Source organism: Demequina activiva, from assembly GCF_016862815.1.
GTDB classification, from domain to species: Bacteria; Actinomycetota; Actinomycetes; order Actinomycetales; family Demequinaceae; genus Demequina; species Demequina activiva.
Map to the genome: position 1 here is coordinate 57718 of NZ_BONR01000002.1, position 14115 is coordinate 71832.

Here is a 14115-nt window from a genome sequence, read left to right on the forward strand (position 1 = left end):
TCCTGAGACGAGGAGGGTGCCCAGTGCCCCAGCTGATCGCCACCGTGGCGACCCTTCTCCTGCTGCTCGCCTCCGTGCTCGTGGTGCACTTCGCTCGCCGTGAGGCGGCAGAGATTCGGCGCGACACAAGCAACGAGACGCAGGGCATCCGTGAAGAGGCCCGCGACCTGCTCTCCGAGGCGCAGCGCCGCGAGGAGCGCGTCGCGCAGCGCGAGAAGGAGCTCGCCGCAGATCTGCGGGCCGCGCAGAAGTTCTCCCGCAGCCTCGACGAGCGCGCCGCAGTGGTGGCGCGCGACGAGAAGCGCGTGGTCGCCCAGCGCCAGGAGCTCACGTCGCGCGAGCAGGCCGCGCTGGCCGAGATCGCCCAGCTCACCCAGGAGGAGGCCCGCGAACGCCTCATCAACGAGCAGATCGACCTCGCGCGCGAGCGTGCACGCATGGACGTGCGTCGCATCGAGCGCTCCACGAAGGCCACGGCCGAGGCGCGGGCCCGCTCCGTCCTGGTGACGGCCATGCAGCGCCAGACCAGCGAGGTGGTGACCGAGACCGCCAGCACCTGGATCACTCTTCCCAGCGAGGAGATGAAGGGCCGCATCATCGGTCGCGAGGGACGCAACATCCGTGCCTTCGAGGCGCTCACAGGTGTGAACGTAATGGTCGAGGAGGGCGTCAACGCGGTGCAGCTCTCGTCCTTCGACGTCGAGCGTCGCGAGATCGCAGAGGTCACCCTGCGCGACCTCATCGAGGACGGTCGCATCCAGCCCCAGCGCGTCGAGGCGGCGTACGCGCGCGCGGTCGAGGACGCCGAGCAGCGGCACGTCGATGCCGGACTCGACGCAATCGAGGCAGCCGGAGTCCTGGGCATCGCGCAGGATCTGGTCGCCATCCTGGGCCGCCTGCGCTTGCGCACCTCGTACGGACAGAACGTGCTCGCTCACCTGGTGGAGACCGCGCAGCTCGCCGCGGACATCGCGGCGGAGATCGGCGCGGACGTCGAGCTCGCGCGGCGTGGAGCCTTCCTCCACGACATCGGCAAGGCGTTCACCCACGAGCGCGAGGGAACGCACGCCGCCATCGGCGCCGCCCTGGCCGCCGAGCACGGCGAGGCCCCCGAGGTCGTCAACGCGATCGCGGCGCACCACGACGAGGTGCCGCAGGACTCCCTTGAGGCAGTGATCGTGCAGGTCGCGGATGCGATCTCCGCCTCGCGTCCTGGTGCTCGTCGGGAGGACGCGGACGGCTACGTGGAGCGCATGGAGGGACTCGAGCGCATCGTCGCCTCCCACGATGGGGTCGAGAAGGTGCTCGCCATGGCCGCGGGACGCGAGGTGCGCGTGGTGGTCGAGCCCGACGTTGTGGACGACGAGGGCGCGCGCGAGCTGGCGCGTACAATTGCTGAGCACATCAGCAAGGACTTCTCCTTTGCTGGAGAGATCAAGGTGACGGTGATCCGCGAGCTGCGGGCCGAATCCGTCGCAGGGTAGGCATGACACAGACCGCACTCGCACCCACGTACCTCGTCAGGACGCTCGGGTGCCAGATGAACGTCCACGACTCGGAGCACATGGCCGGGCTGCTCGAAGGCGCCGGCTACACGTCAGCTCCCGCGGGCGCCGAAGCGGCCGATGTGGTGGTCATCAACACCTGTGCCGTGCGCGAGAACGCCGCCACGCGTCTCTACGGCAACCTGGGGCAGCTGGCCTCGATCAAGGCGCAGCGACCCGGCATGCAGATCGCTGTGGGCGGCTGCCTCGCGCAGAAGGACCGCGGCGAGATCGTCGAGAGGGCGCCGTGGGTCGATGTGGTGTTCGGCACGCACAACCTCGACGTGCTGCCAGCGCTGCTGGACCGGGCGCGCCACAACGCCCAGGCGCAGGTCGAGATCGAGGAGTCGCTGCAGGTCTTCCCCTCCACCCTTCCCAGCCGCCGCGACGCGATCGCGAGCGCGTGGGTGTCCATCTCCGTGGGCTGCAACAACACCTGCACGTTCTGCATCGTGCCCAGCCTGCGCGGCAAGGAGCGCGACCGCCGTCCGGGCGAGATCCTCGCGGAGATCGAGGCGCTGGTGTCCCAGGGCGTGGTCGAGATCACCCTGCTGGGTCAGAACGTCAACTCGTACGGCGTCGAGTTCGGCGACCGCGGTGCATTCGCGAAGCTGCTGCGCGCATGCGGCGAGATCGACGGACTGGAGCGCGTGCGCTTCACGTCGCCGCACCCGGCCGCGTTCACGGACGACGTCATCGACGCGATGGCGCAGACCCCCAACGTGATGCCCAGCCTGCACATGCCGCTCCAGTCCGGCTCCGACTCGGTGCTGCGCGCGATGCGCCGCTCCTACCGCTCGGCGAGGTTCCTGGGGATCCTCGACACGGTGCGGGCAGCGATGCCCGATGCCGCCATCACCTCCGATGTGATCGTGGGCTTCCCGGGCGAGACGGACCAGGACTTCGAGGACACGCTCCGGGTGGTCGAGGCGTCGCGCTTCTCGAGCGTGTTCACCTTCCAGTACTCCCCGCGCCCCGGCACGCCGTCCTACGAGCTTCCGGAGATTCCGGCGGAGGTGATGAAGGCGCGCTACCAGCGCCTGCACGCTCTCCAGGAGCGTGTGTCGCTCGCGGAGAACGTCGGGATCGTGGGGCGCGACGTCGAGCTCATGGTGCTCGACAGCGCCGGGAAGGACACGGGCGGCCGCAAGGACGCCGAGCGCTCGCGCCTGTCCGGCCGCGCGCCCGACAACCGCCTGGTGCACTTCACGGTCCCTGACGGCTCCGACGCGCCGCGGCCGGGAGACATGGTGACCGTCCAGGTCACCCACGCCGCCCCGCACCACCTCATCGCGGACAGCGGCCTGGCGGGCGGCCCCTACTCCGTGCGGCGCACCCGCGCGGGCGACGCGTGGGACAGCGTGCAGGCCGGGGAGCACGACCACGGCTCCGGCGGCTGCGGCTCGTCCTGCGGCACGGGCGCAGGGGCGTCCAGCGGTCCCGTGGGCCTTGGTATGCCATCGCTGCGTTCCGCCGGCGCCTGAGGCACGTGTGAGCGCGCTGGGGCCCCGCGCAGGGGCAGGGCAGGACGCGCCGCCCGTGATCGCCATCGTGGGTGCGACCGCGACGGGCAAGTCAGCGGTGTCCCTCGCCCTCGCGGAGCGGCTGGGCGGCGAGATCATCAACGCGGACGCCATGCAGCTCTACCGCGGCATGGACATCGGCACCGCCAAGCTGCCGGTCGCGCAGCGGCGCGGGATCCCGCATCACCAGCTCGACACTCTCGAGGTCACCGAGGATGCAGCCGTCGCCTCCTACCAGCGCGATGCCCGCGCGGACGCGGAGTCGATCCACCAGCGCGGAGGGCGTGCCGTGGTGGTGGGCGGCTCCGGTCTGTACGTCAGGGCGCTGCTGGATCGCTTCGAGTTCCCCCCGACGGACCCGCAGGTCCGCGCTCGCCTCGAGGCGCGCGCCGACGCCGAGGGTCCCGGCATGCTGCACCGCGAGCTCGCCGCCGCAGACCCCGTCGCCGCGGCGCGCATCCCCGCGCAGAACGCCAAGCGCGTCGTCCGTGCACTCGAGGTGATCGAGCTCAAGGGGCGACCCTTCTCCGCGAGCCTGCCCACCCACCAGTACGAGATCCCGGCCGTGCAGATCGGACTGCGACTCGCGTACGAGGAGCTCGACCCGCGCATCGAGGCGCGCGTCGAGCACATGTGGGACGCCGGGCTCGTGGAGGAGGTGCGGGCACTCGACTCCCGAGGCATCCGCGACGGCGTCACAGCGCGCCGCGCCGTGGGTTACGCGGAGACGCTGCGTCACCTCGACGGAGAGCTCGACGCGGACGCGACCCGCGCGCTGATCCAGCAGAACACTCGGCGGCTCGCGCGCCGCCAGGCCAAGTGGTTCCGGCCGGACGGCCGCGTGCACTGGATCGACGCGCCGCGTGACGAGGCGGACGTCGACCGCGCAGCGGAGGACGCCCTCGCGCTGATCCCGCGCTAGCCACCTTCGTCGCGCACGACGGCGACAGCCGGGGCTTCGGTGCATCGACCGGGCCCGGGTAGCCTGGTCGCATGACCGCCACGCTGCGCTTCACCAAAGGGCACGGCACGGAGAACGACTTCGTGCTGCTGTTCGACGAGCGCGACGAGATCGACCTCACCCCCGAGCTCGTGCGCTTCCTGTGCGACCGCCGCGCGGGCATCGGCGGCGACGGCGTGATCCGTGCGGTGCGAGCGGGGGAGATCCCCGCGGGCGCCGGTCTCGACGCTCGCACGTGGTTCATGGACTACTGGAACGCCGATGGCTCGACCTCGGAGATGTGCGGCAACGGCGCACGCGTGTTCGGCGCGTTCCTGGAGCGCGACGCGGGCATCGACCTGACGGGCGGCCTGACCATCGGCACCCGCGGTGGAACCCGCACGTTGACGTCCCTCGGGGACGGCCGCTACGCCGTGGGCATGGGCGAGTACCGCCTGGGCGACGCCACGGACGGCTTCGACTCCGAGGTCGAGGCACACGGCCTCACGCCGGCACGCCCCGCGCTGTCCGTCGACGTCGGCAACCCGCACCATGTGGTGGCGCTCGCGTCGACGGACGAGCTCGCCGCGCTCGACCTCACCCATGCGCCTCGCGTGCGCCCCGCTGCGCCGGCTGGCTCGAACGTCGAGTTCGTCGTCACCCGCGGTGGGGAGATCCGCGACGGCGTCGAGCGCGGTCGCGTGCGCATGCGTGTGCACGAGCGCGGCTCAGGCGAGACGCGCTCCTGCGGCACGGGAGCCTGCGCGGTGGCGCTCGCGGTGCGGGAGTGGGCGGGCGAGGGCGCGCCCGACGTCTGGGACGTCGAGGTGCCAGGCGGCATGGTCACGGTGCGCATCATCGGCACGCGCACCGTCCTCGAGGGCCCCGCGGTGCTGGTCGCGGACGGCACGGTCGACGTCTCCCACGTGCTCGCCGTCACGCCCGCCTGACCCATGCACCCGATCGAGCCGGATGTGGACGGCGCGCTCCGCATCCATCCCGAGGACGCCGCCGAATGGCGCTCGTGGCTGGCGCGGCACCACGCCTTGGAGTCCGGAGTGTGGGTCGCGCTCTGGCGCAAGCAGTCCGGCCGCACGGGCCTCACCTACGACGAGGTGGTGCGCGAGTGCCTGTGCTTCGGGTGGATCGATGCGACCACCAGGAAGCTCGACGAGAACCGCACCCTTCAGTACTGCTCTCCACGCAAGCGGGGCTCTGGCTGGGCCCGCACCAACAAGGCGCGCATTCTCGAGCTCGAGGCAGCAGGCCTGATGGAGCCTCCCGGCGCCGCCGTGATCGCCGCCGCCAAGGCGGATGGCTCGTGGACGCTGCTCGATGACGTGGAGGCGCTGGTGGTGCCCGATGACCTCGCCGCCGCGCTGGCCCAGGCTCCGGGCGCCCGCGACTTCTGGGACGCCATGCCGCCCTCCGCGCGCAAGTTCGCTCTGGCGCAGCTGGTCCTGGCCAAGCGCGAGGTCACGCGCTCGCAGCGGCTCGCGACGATCGCCGATGCGGTGGCCAGGGGAGAGCGCCCCTACTAGTCGCGTACGAGACGCAGCACCCGGAACCCCTTGGCGCTGCCCACCTTCTCGAGCCTGCCCCAGGGCTCGCCGTCGGCGCCGCGCTGATCGGAGATCCATCGCGCGAGCGAGTCCGCGCCCAGGTTCCTCTGGACCACGAGCCACGCCTCGCCGTCGGCGGCGAGCCGCGGCAGCCACGCGGCCAGCAGCTCGTGCAGCGCGTCCTTGCCGATGCGGATGGGCGGGTTGGACCAGATCGCGTCGAACCGAGCATCGGCCGGCACCTCGTCCGCCGTCACGGCGGCGACCCGGTCTGCGACGCCCAGCCGTGCGGCGTTGCGGGACGCCAGGTCGAGCGCGCGGCGATTGACGTCGAGCGCGGTGACCCGCGCATCGGCCGTGCCCAGCGCCGCCGTGAGCGCGAGCGGACCCCAGCCGCAGCCCAGGTCGAGCACCGCGCCGGCCGGCGCCGGCGGGAGGTGGCGCAGCAGCACCTGCGTCCCGAGGTCGATGTGACCGGGGGAGAAGATGCCCGATGCGGTCTCGACCTCGACGTCCCGGCCCGCCAACCGGACGGGTATCAGGCGGCGCTCATCGGCGGAGGCCGGCTGGGCGGAGAAGTAGTGGTCCTCGCTCACGGAAGCGACTGTACCGCCGGTGGTGGTGCCGGTCGGCGGCCGGTGCGACAATGGGACGAGCATGAGCGAATCCCTGCCGAACGACCTTGACGACCAGAGCCCCTCTCGCGCGGATGCGGTGATCGAGCGGGTGCTCTCGCGCGCCGGCACGGCGGTCGCCGCCGGCGGCACCGCCCGCACCGACTACGACGGCGACCAGTTCGACCGTGAGGAGCGCGCCGCGCTGCGTCGCGTCGACAACCTCTCGACCGAGCTCGAGGACATCACCGAGGTCGAGTACCGCCAGCTGCGCCTGGAGAAGGTCGTGCTCGTGGGCCAGTGGTCGCACGGCACCGCCGCGGAGGCCGAGGTGGGTCTGCGCGAGCTCGCCGCGCTGGCGGAGACCGCCGGCTCGCAGGTGCTCGACGGCGTGCTGCAGCGGCGTCCGCACCCGGACCCCGCCACGTACATCGGCAAGGGCAAGGCGCAGGAGGTCAAGGAGATCGTCGCGGCCGTGGGGGCGGACACCGTGGTCGTGAACGACGATCTCGCGCCCAGCCAGCGCCGTGCGCTCGAGGACGTGGTCAAGGTCAAGGTGATCGACCGCACCGCGCTGATCCTGGACATCTTCGCGCAGCACGCGAAGTCCAAGGAGGGCAAGGCGCAGGTCGAGCTGGCGCAGCTCGAGTACCTGCTGCCGCGACTGCGCGGCTGGGGAGACTCGATGTCCCGCCAGGCGGGTGGTCAGGTGGGAGGCGCCGCTGCGGGCATGGGCTCGCGCGGCCCCGGTGAGACCAAGATCGAGCTGGATCGCCGTCGCATCCACACTCGCATGGCGCAGCTGCGGCGCCAGATCAAGGCGATGGAGCCCGCGCGCAACGTGCGCCGTGACCGCCGCCTGTCGCTGCCCAACGTCGCGATCGTGGGGTACACCAACGCAGGCAAGTCCTCGCTGCTGAACCGCGTGACCGGCGCGGGCGTGCTGGTCGAGAACGCGCTGTTCGCGACGCTCGACCCCACGGTGCGTCGCTCCCAGACGCCCGACGGCCGCGAGTTCACGGTGTCCGACACCGTGGGCTTCGTGCGCGACCTGCCCCACCAGCTGGTGGCGGCGTTCTCCTCGACCCTGGAGGAGGTCGCACACGCGGACCTCATGCTGCACGTGGTGGACGCCTCGCACCCGGACCCCGAGAGCCAGATCTCGGCCGTGCGCACCGTGCTGGCCGACGTGCCCGGCGCGGATCAGGTCAAGGAGGTGCTGGTCCTCAACAAGGCCGACATCGCGGAGCCTGAGACCCTCATGCGCCTGCGCGCACGCCCGGAGGTCACCATCGAGGTCTCCGCGCTCACCGGTGCCGGCATCAGTGAGCTGATGGAGCTCGTCGCCCACCAGCTGCCGCGCCCCGAGGTCAAGGTCGACGTGCTCGTGCCCTACACGCGCGGAGACCTGATCAACGAGGCGCACCTGCACGGCGAGATCCTCGAGGAGAGCCACGAGCCCGAGGGCACGCGGCTCGTGGCGATGGTCGACGACGGCCTCGCGGCGCGCCTCCAGGCCGCGGCCCTGGCGGCGTGAGCCCCGCGGACCCTGCCACGGCCGAGGATGCCGTCGAGGACAGTGCCGAGGCTGTGCACGATGACGGCCCGCTGGACGCGACCGAGGCCGTGCGGCTGCTCGACATCGCCGTCTCCGCGCTCGGCGGTGCGCGCCGCGACGGTCAGACACGCATGGCCCAGGCCGTCGAGCGTGCGCTCAGCGATGGCGAGAACGCGCTGATCCAGGCCGGCACCGGCACCGGAAAGTCGCTCGCGTACCTGGTGCCGGCAGTCGCGCACGCGGCCCGGGAGAAGCAGCGCATCGTCGTGTCGACGGCCACTCTCGCGCTGCAGCGGCAGGTGTTCACCAAGGACCTTCCGATGGTCCTCGACGCCCTCGAGCCCGAACTGGGGCATCGGCCCGAGGTCGCGCTGTTCAAGGGGCGCAGCAACTACCTGTGCAAGCACAAGATGGCTGGCGGATACGGCGAGCCCGACGACGACATGCTGCCGTTCCCCGCAGGGCCAACGAGCGACCTCGGACAGGAGGTCGCGCGGCTGCACGCATGGGCGGAGGAGACCGACACCGGCGACCGGGACGATCTCGTGCCGGGCGTGTCGCACCGGGCATGGGCGCAGGTGAGCGTCACCGGGCGCGAGTGCCTCGAGTCCAAGTGCCCCCTGCTGAAGGAGTGCTTCTCGCAGCAGGTGCGCGACCACGCGGCCGTCTCGCGAGTGGTGGTGACCAACCACGCCGTGCTGGGGGTGCAGGCCGCCAGTCACGATATGCTGGGCGAGCATCACGCGCTGATCGTCGACGAGGCGCACGAGCTGGTGGGCCGCATCACCTCGGCTGCGACCCACGAGCTGACCGTGCGCGGCGTGGACCGCGCCGCCCGAACCGCGAGGCGCGTGGGCGTGGCGTCCGATGACCTCGACCGCGCTGCGCGCGCTCTCGACGGCGCGTTGGGTGACTGCGAGCCGGGCCGTCTTCGCCTGGGTCTCCCGGAGGAGCTGGCTGAGGCCGTCGACCTCATCCGCGGCGCAGCCCGCACCATGCTGACGCAGGTGCAGAAGGCGACCAAGGACTCGGGCGAGGCGCGGGGACCAGGAGACAGCGCATCGGCCTCCGCCAAGGTCGCGACGGCAGCGCTCACCGAGGTCTTCGACGTGTGCGAGGAGCTGCTCGGGGAGGCCGGCCGCTACGTGATCTGGCTCGCTCCTCCCGATGGCGACTACGAGTCGCGCCAGGCCGTGCGCATCGTCGCGGCCCCGCTTGACGTCGCCGGCCTGATCCGCCACAAGCTCATCGAGGACAAGGCCTCCGTGTTCACGTCTGCCACGCTCGCACTGGGCGGCAACTTCGACGCGATGGCGCGGCACCTGGGTGTGGACGATCCCATCGCGATGGACGCGGGAAGTCCCTTCGACTACGGCAAGCAGGGGATCCTGTACGTCGCCTCGCAGCTGCCGCGTCCCGATGCCGGAGGCATCTCGGCGCAGGCGTTGGACGAGATGGCCGCGCTCATCGAGGCCGCAGGCGGGCGCACGCTGGGACTGTTCTCCTCGCATCGCGCCGGCCAGGCGGCTGCCGAGGCCATGCGGGCTCGGCTCGACGTGCCGGTCATGTACCAGCTGGACGACCAGCTGCCCACGCTCGTCGAGCGCTTCCGCGACGATCCCCGCGCGTGCCTGTTCGGGTCCACCTCGCTGTGGCAGGGGATCGACGTGCCCGGGCCCACCGCCTCGCTGGTGATCATCGACCGCATCCCCTTCCCCCGTCCCGACGAGCCCATCTCGCAGGCGCGCACCGAGGCGGTCGCGCAGTCCGGAGGCAATGGGTTCATGGCCGTGTCGGCGACGCACGCGGCGCTGCTGATGGCACAGGGGTCGGGACGCCTGATCCGCACGCAAGGCGACCGCGGCGTGGTCGCCGTGCTGGATTCGCGCCTGGCCACCGCGCGCTACGGCGGATTCCTCGCGCGGTCCATGCCACCCCTGTGGCCCACAGCGGACCGCGACACGGTCCTGGAGGCGCTGCGCAGGCTCGACGCGGCGGCCCAGGAGCGCGGGGAGTAGGCAATAGGCTGGGAGCCATGACTGACAGCACCGAGTATGAGCGCGGGCAGGCCGAGGAGCGCGCGCGGTTCGCGGAGTACCTCGAGCACTTCGAGAAGAGGGGCCGCGACCTCGCGGACAAGGCGGAGACCGAGGAGTCGCGCGTCTACCAGACCACCGTCGCCAACTCGATGCAGGCGATGCGCCGCGCCATCAAGGGCGGCTTCCACTGGCAGGACGGCTGGCGCCAGAGCTAGATCCGTCGCAGGACGGACACCACCTTGCCCATGATCGACGCATGCGTGCCGTCGATGGGCGTGTAGGCCGGGTTGTGCGGCATGAGCCACACCTGGCCGTCCTTGCGGCGCAACGTCTTGACGGTCGCCTCGTCGTCGAGCAGCGCCGCCACGATGTCACCGTTCTCCGCCGTCTGCTGACGGCGCACCACCACCCAGTCGCCGTCGCAGATCGCGGCGTCGATCATGGAGTCCCCGGCGACGTTGAGCATGAACAGCTCCCCTTCGCCCGTGAGCTGCTTGGGCAGCGCGAAGATGTCCTCGACGGCCTGATCGGCGAGCACGGGGCCACCGGCCGCGATCCGGCCCACCAGGGGCACCATGGAGAGGTCGTCGCGTTCGGCCGCTGCGGCGGCGGGCTCGGGTGCGGACACCACGGGGGAGTCATCGCTGGGCAGGACGACCTCGATCGCGCGTGGCCGGTGCGGGTCGCGGCGAAGGAATCCCTTGGTCTCGAGCGCGGACAGCTGATGCTTGACCGATGAGGTCGAGGTGAGGCCCACCGCCTCGCCGATCTCTCGCATCGACGGCGGATAGCCGCGCGACTCCACGGAGTCGCGGATGGTCTCGAGGATGCGGCGCTGACGATCGGTGAGGCGATCCCCAGGCGCGCTCGGGAACTCGTGGATGGTGGCGCCGCTGTCGCCCGTGCGCTCGTCCATGTCTCCTCCTCGTCGAGATCCGATGTCAGACCCCGCTGATGTGCTGTCTTCCATGACGGTAGGGCAGAGGACGCTCGAAATCAAACACATGTTCGAGCGTGTCTTGCCGTTGTCCGATGTGGATGCTACAAATAGAACATGTGTTCGACGAACACCTGTTCGAATGGAGGATGACATGACTGCATATGCGATGAACCCGGTGATGACCGGCCAGCGCCCGGTGCGCCGTGCGGTCCCTGCCCGTTCGAGCCGCCCTGCGCGCCTGCGCGTCCAGCTCATCCAGACGCCTGCGGCCAGGGCGCGGCGCCGCGGCGTCCTCGTCGCGATGGTTCTCGCTGCCGTGGCGATCGTCGCCCCGCAGGCATTCGCGAACGACGACTCCGCACCGCCGGTGGTGTTCGACACGTACACGGTGAGCTCGGGAGAGACGGTGTGGTCCATCGCCGCCGGCATCACGCCTGCTGGCGTGGACGTGCGTGACGTCGTCGAGGACATCATCACGCTGAACGCGATGGGCGGCTCCGCTCTGCAGGCAGGCGAGCAGTTGCTGCTTCCCGAGGTCGGCTGACGCATCTTGCTTTCGCGGTAGGCGAGCCGCGTTCGCTCGGCTCGCCGTTGATCGCAGGCACTGCGTTGGTGGGACAGAGGGTGTTCGTGGGACAGACGGTGTTGGTGGGACAGACAGTGTTCGTGGGACATGCGTTGTTCGTGGGACAGTAGTGCCATGCACTGCCCCTTCTGCCGCCATACGGACTCGCGCGTGGTCGACTCGCGCACGGCCGAGGATGGCTCGTCGATCCGGCGGCGGCGCGAGTGCCCCAACTGCGGCAAGCGCTTCTCGACGGTGGAGACCGCGAGCCTGTCCGTGGTCAAGCGCAACGGCGTGGTCGAGCCCTTCAGCCGCGACAAGGTGGTGTCGGGGGTGCGCAAGGCCTGCCAGGGCCGCCCCGTCAACGACGATGACCTCGCGGTGCTGGCGCACAAGGTCGAGGAGTCCATCCGTGCCGCGGGTCAGGCGGAGATTGACGCCACGGACATCGGGCTGGCGATCCTGCCGCCACTGCGCGAGCTCGACGAGATCGCCTACATGCGCTTCGCGAGCGTGTACCAGGCGTTCGAATCCCTGGATGACTTCGAGGCTGCGATCGCGCGCCTGCGAGCCGAGGACGCCGCCGCCGAGCCGGATCCCTCCTGACTGACCGCCAGGGCACACGCACACCCTGTTTGCGTCCCTGAGGGACCGATGGGCCGCTCAGGTGGAGAGGGGGCTACTTCTTCTTCTTGGGGCGGGGCTTGCCGCTGCGGCCCGTGGGCTTGGACGGGCCCTTCTTGCTCTTCTTGGGGCCAAAGCCGGGTCCTGTCTTCGGCTGCCTGATCCAGGGTGCGTCGCCCTCACGCTGGTCACGGTCATCCCGTGAGCGCGACGCCTTGCCGCCTCGGTCATCTCGTGGAGCCGTGCGCTTGCCGGACTTGTCCTCCCAGCGGTCGTTGCGGGGCCTGCCGCTCTCGCGATCGTCGCGCTCGCCGCTGCGGGGCTTGCCGCCGGCGCGGGCGTCGCGCCTGTCGTCGCGCTCGTAGCGTCCGCGCGAGTCACGCGCGGGGCGACCGCGGTCATCGCGATCGCGCGCCGGTCCACGGCCACGGCCGGGCGATGAGGAGCGACCGTCGCGGCTGTCATCCCTGCTGCGAGGGTCGCGGGAGCGATCGTCCCGACCAGGGCGGCGCTGGTCGCGATCGCGGGCATCGCGCCTGTCGCCATCCCTGTCCCGCTTGCGGTCATAGCTGTTCGAGCCGCGGCCGTCGTCGCGGTCGCGGCCGTCACGCCGGGGTCCACGACTGTCGTCCCTGCCGCGGGTGTCGCGTGAGCTGCGGCCCCCGTCGCGGCTGCCACGGGAGTCATCGCGGGAGTCGTAGCGTGGCTTCGAACCGCGTGCGTCACGCGAGTCGTCGCGGCGACCGGCAGGCCGCTCGCGGCGCGGGGCGCTCTCGCGGTCGCTGAGGTTCTGCTCGCGCAGCTCGAGCTGGCGCTCGCGCTCCGCAAGGCGGCGCTCACGCTCCTCGATCTCCGCACGTCGCTTGGCGCTGCGGTGCTCGTCGGACGGACCGCCGCCGCTTGCCGCGCGCGAATGGGACGGCCTGCGACCTCGCTCGCCACGGGCCCCACGCCCGCCATCACGGCCGCGTCCGCGCCCGGCGTCGTGGCCTCCGCGTCCGCCTGCGATGCGGGGCTCGGCCACCGGAACGCCTGACGGCTCGACGGCCCCGGTGAGGTCCGCGAGCATGCGGAACGTGTCCTCGTCCTCGCCGCGGACCTTCCGGAACGTGGCGTCCACTCCGGCATTCTCGATGATGCGGTCCACCGTCTTGCGCTGGTGCGGCAGCGAGAGCATCACGACCAGGCCCTCGGCGCCGGCGCGTGCGGTGCGACCTGCACGGTGCGTGTAGTCCTTGTGGTCGTGCGGCGGGTCCATCTGCATCACCAGGTCCACGTGGTCCACGTGGATGCCTCGCGCGGCGACGTCGGTGGCGACCAGCACGGGGATCTGCCCGGCGCGGAAGCCGGTGATCGCGCGGTTGCGGTCCTCCTGCGACTTGTCGCCATGGAGGGCGACGGCGAGCACGCCGGCCTGGCGCATCTGCTCGGCGATCCGGTCGCAGGCGAGCTTGGTGCGCACGAACACGATGGTGCGGCCCTCGCGCGCGGCGATGCGAGTGGCGAGCTGATACTTCGCGTGTGGAGGCACGTTCAGGACCACATGCCGCATCGAGGCGGGACCCTCGTCGCCGCCCGTCACGTCGTGCAGGACGGGCTCCTCCATGTACGTCGAGACCAGGCGGTCCACGTCGCCGTCCAACGTCGCGGAGAAGAGCAGACGCTGCCCACCCGCAGGCACCCCGGCGAGAATCTCCTCGATCTCGTCCATGAAGCCCATCTCCGCCATGTGATCGGCTTCGTCGAGCACCACCAGCTGCGTCTGGCTGAGGTCCGCGTTGCCGCGGCGCACCAGGTCCGCGAGGCGGCCGGGTGTCGCCACCAGCAGGTGCACTCCACGCTCGAGGGAGCGGATCTGCTTGGACATCGACAGCCCGCCCGCCACCAGTCGCAGCGACACCTTCATCGCGTGAGCGAAAGGCTCGAGCGCGTCGTTGACCTGCATCGCGAGCTCGCGAGTGGGGACCAGGACGATGGCACGTGGCTGCAGGGGAGTGGCCGGTCCGGTCTCCGCCAGTCGCGCGATCGCCGGCAGCCCGAATCCGAGCGTCTTTCCCGACCCCGTCCGCGCCTTGCCCAGCACGTCCCGACCGGCCAGCGCGTCGGCGATGGTCGCGGACTGGATGGGGAACGCCGTCTCCATGCCCGCGTCGGCCAACGACGCGACGAGCGCGTCGGGAAGACCGAGGTCTCGGAAGGCGACGGC

Annotated in this window: 13 protein-coding genes; 10 read left to right on the forward strand and 3 right to left on the reverse strand. The window is 71.2% G+C overall.

Annotated elements, in window-relative coordinates; all coding sequences use genetic code 11:
* Nucleotides 1-23 precede the first annotated feature (23 nt).
* The 5 genes from rny to Dac01nite_RS05040 all read left to right on the forward strand — a co-directional run bounded on the left by rny (nucleotide 24) and on the right by Dac01nite_RS05040 (nucleotide 5548).
* Nucleotides 24-1484 carry a ribonuclease Y gene (gene rny / locus Dac01nite_RS05020; protein WP_203653825.1) on the forward strand — a complete coding sequence of 487 codons (1461 nt, stop codon included), beginning with the start codon at nucleotides 24-26 and terminating at the stop codon, nucleotides 1482-1484.
* A 2-nt stretch (nucleotides 1485-1486) separates the two neighbouring features.
* Nucleotides 1487-3028 (forward strand): tRNA (N6-isopentenyl adenosine(37)-C2)-methylthiotransferase MiaB, encoded by a 1542-nt coding sequence (miaB, locus tag Dac01nite_RS05025; protein ID WP_203653826.1) that lies wholly within the window; start codon nucleotides 1487-1489, stop codon nucleotides 3026-3028.
* 55 nt (nucleotides 3029-3083) lie between these two features.
* Entirely contained in the window at nucleotides 3084-3989 is a 906-nt protein-coding gene (gene miaA / locus Dac01nite_RS05030) for a tRNA (adenosine(37)-N6)-dimethylallyltransferase MiaA (RefSeq protein ID WP_203653827.1), read from the forward strand.
* Between the two features lie 71 nt (nucleotides 3990-4060).
* A complete protein-coding gene (dapF, locus tag Dac01nite_RS05035; protein WP_203653828.1) occupies nucleotides 4061-4957 on the forward strand; it encodes a diaminopimelate epimerase in 897 nt (298 codons plus the stop codon).
* A 3-nt stretch (nucleotides 4958-4960) separates the two neighbouring features.
* Nucleotides 4961-5548 (forward strand): YdeI/OmpD-associated family protein, encoded by a 588-nt coding sequence (locus Dac01nite_RS05040; protein ID WP_203653829.1) that lies wholly within the window; start codon nucleotides 4961-4963, stop codon nucleotides 5546-5548.
* Here Dac01nite_RS05040 and Dac01nite_RS05045 read toward each other — a convergent pair.
* Nucleotides 5545-6165, reverse strand: a complete 621-nt coding sequence (locus Dac01nite_RS05045) for a class I SAM-dependent methyltransferase (protein ID WP_239066525.1) — start codon at nucleotides 6163-6165, stop codon at nucleotides 5545-5547. The two genes, Dac01nite_RS05040 and Dac01nite_RS05045, sit on opposite strands and share 4 nt — an antisense overlap.
* 61 nt (nucleotides 6166-6226) lie before the next feature.
* On the opposite strand from Dac01nite_RS05045, the gene hflX reads away from it, so the two are divergent.
* The 3 genes from hflX to Dac01nite_RS05060 are packed head-to-tail and all read left to right on the forward strand — an operon-like array spanning nucleotide 6227 to nucleotide 9995.
* On the forward strand, nucleotides 6227-7720 hold the full coding sequence (hflX, locus tag Dac01nite_RS05050) for a GTPase HflX (protein ID WP_203653831.1): 1494 nt from the start codon (nucleotides 6227-6229) through the stop codon (nucleotides 7718-7720).
* Complete coding sequence (locus tag Dac01nite_RS05055) at nucleotides 7717-9759, forward strand: ATP-dependent DNA helicase (RefSeq protein WP_275404520.1); 2043 nt, start codon at nucleotides 7717-7719, stop codon at nucleotides 9757-9759. The genes hflX and Dac01nite_RS05055 overlap by 4 nt, the downstream gene beginning before the upstream one ends.
* 17 nt (nucleotides 9760-9776) lie before the next feature.
* Nucleotides 9777-9995: a hypothetical protein gene (locus Dac01nite_RS05060; RefSeq protein ID WP_203653832.1), complete on the forward strand. Its 219-nt coding sequence runs from the start codon at nucleotides 9777-9779 to the stop codon at nucleotides 9993-9995.
* On the opposite strand, the gene lexA is transcribed toward Dac01nite_RS05060, so the two are convergent.
* Nucleotides 9992-10696 (reverse strand): transcriptional repressor LexA, encoded by a 705-nt coding sequence (gene lexA, locus Dac01nite_RS05065; protein WP_203653833.1) that lies wholly within the window; start codon nucleotides 10694-10696, stop codon nucleotides 9992-9994. The genes Dac01nite_RS05060 and lexA overlap by 4 nt on opposite strands.
* A 175-nt stretch (nucleotides 10697-10871) precedes the next feature.
* Between lexA and Dac01nite_RS05070 the strand changes: the two genes are divergently transcribed.
* Both Dac01nite_RS05070 and nrdR read left to right on the forward strand, forming a co-directional pair.
* Nucleotides 10872-11264 (forward strand): LysM peptidoglycan-binding domain-containing protein, encoded by a 393-nt coding sequence (locus Dac01nite_RS05070; protein WP_203653834.1) that lies wholly within the window; start codon nucleotides 10872-10874, stop codon nucleotides 11262-11264.
* Nucleotides 11265-11420: 156 nt separating this feature from the next.
* Entirely contained in the window at nucleotides 11421-11891 is a 471-nt protein-coding gene (gene nrdR / locus Dac01nite_RS05075; protein WP_203653835.1) for a transcriptional regulator NrdR, read from the forward strand.
* Between the two features lie 73 nt (nucleotides 11892-11964).
* Here nrdR and Dac01nite_RS05080 read toward each other — a convergent pair whose 3' ends face one another.
* Complete coding sequence (locus tag Dac01nite_RS05080) at nucleotides 11965-14052, reverse strand: DEAD/DEAH box helicase (RefSeq protein ID WP_203653836.1); 2088 nt, start codon at nucleotides 14050-14052, stop codon at nucleotides 11965-11967.
* Between the last annotated feature and the right edge of the window lie 63 nt (nucleotides 14053-14115).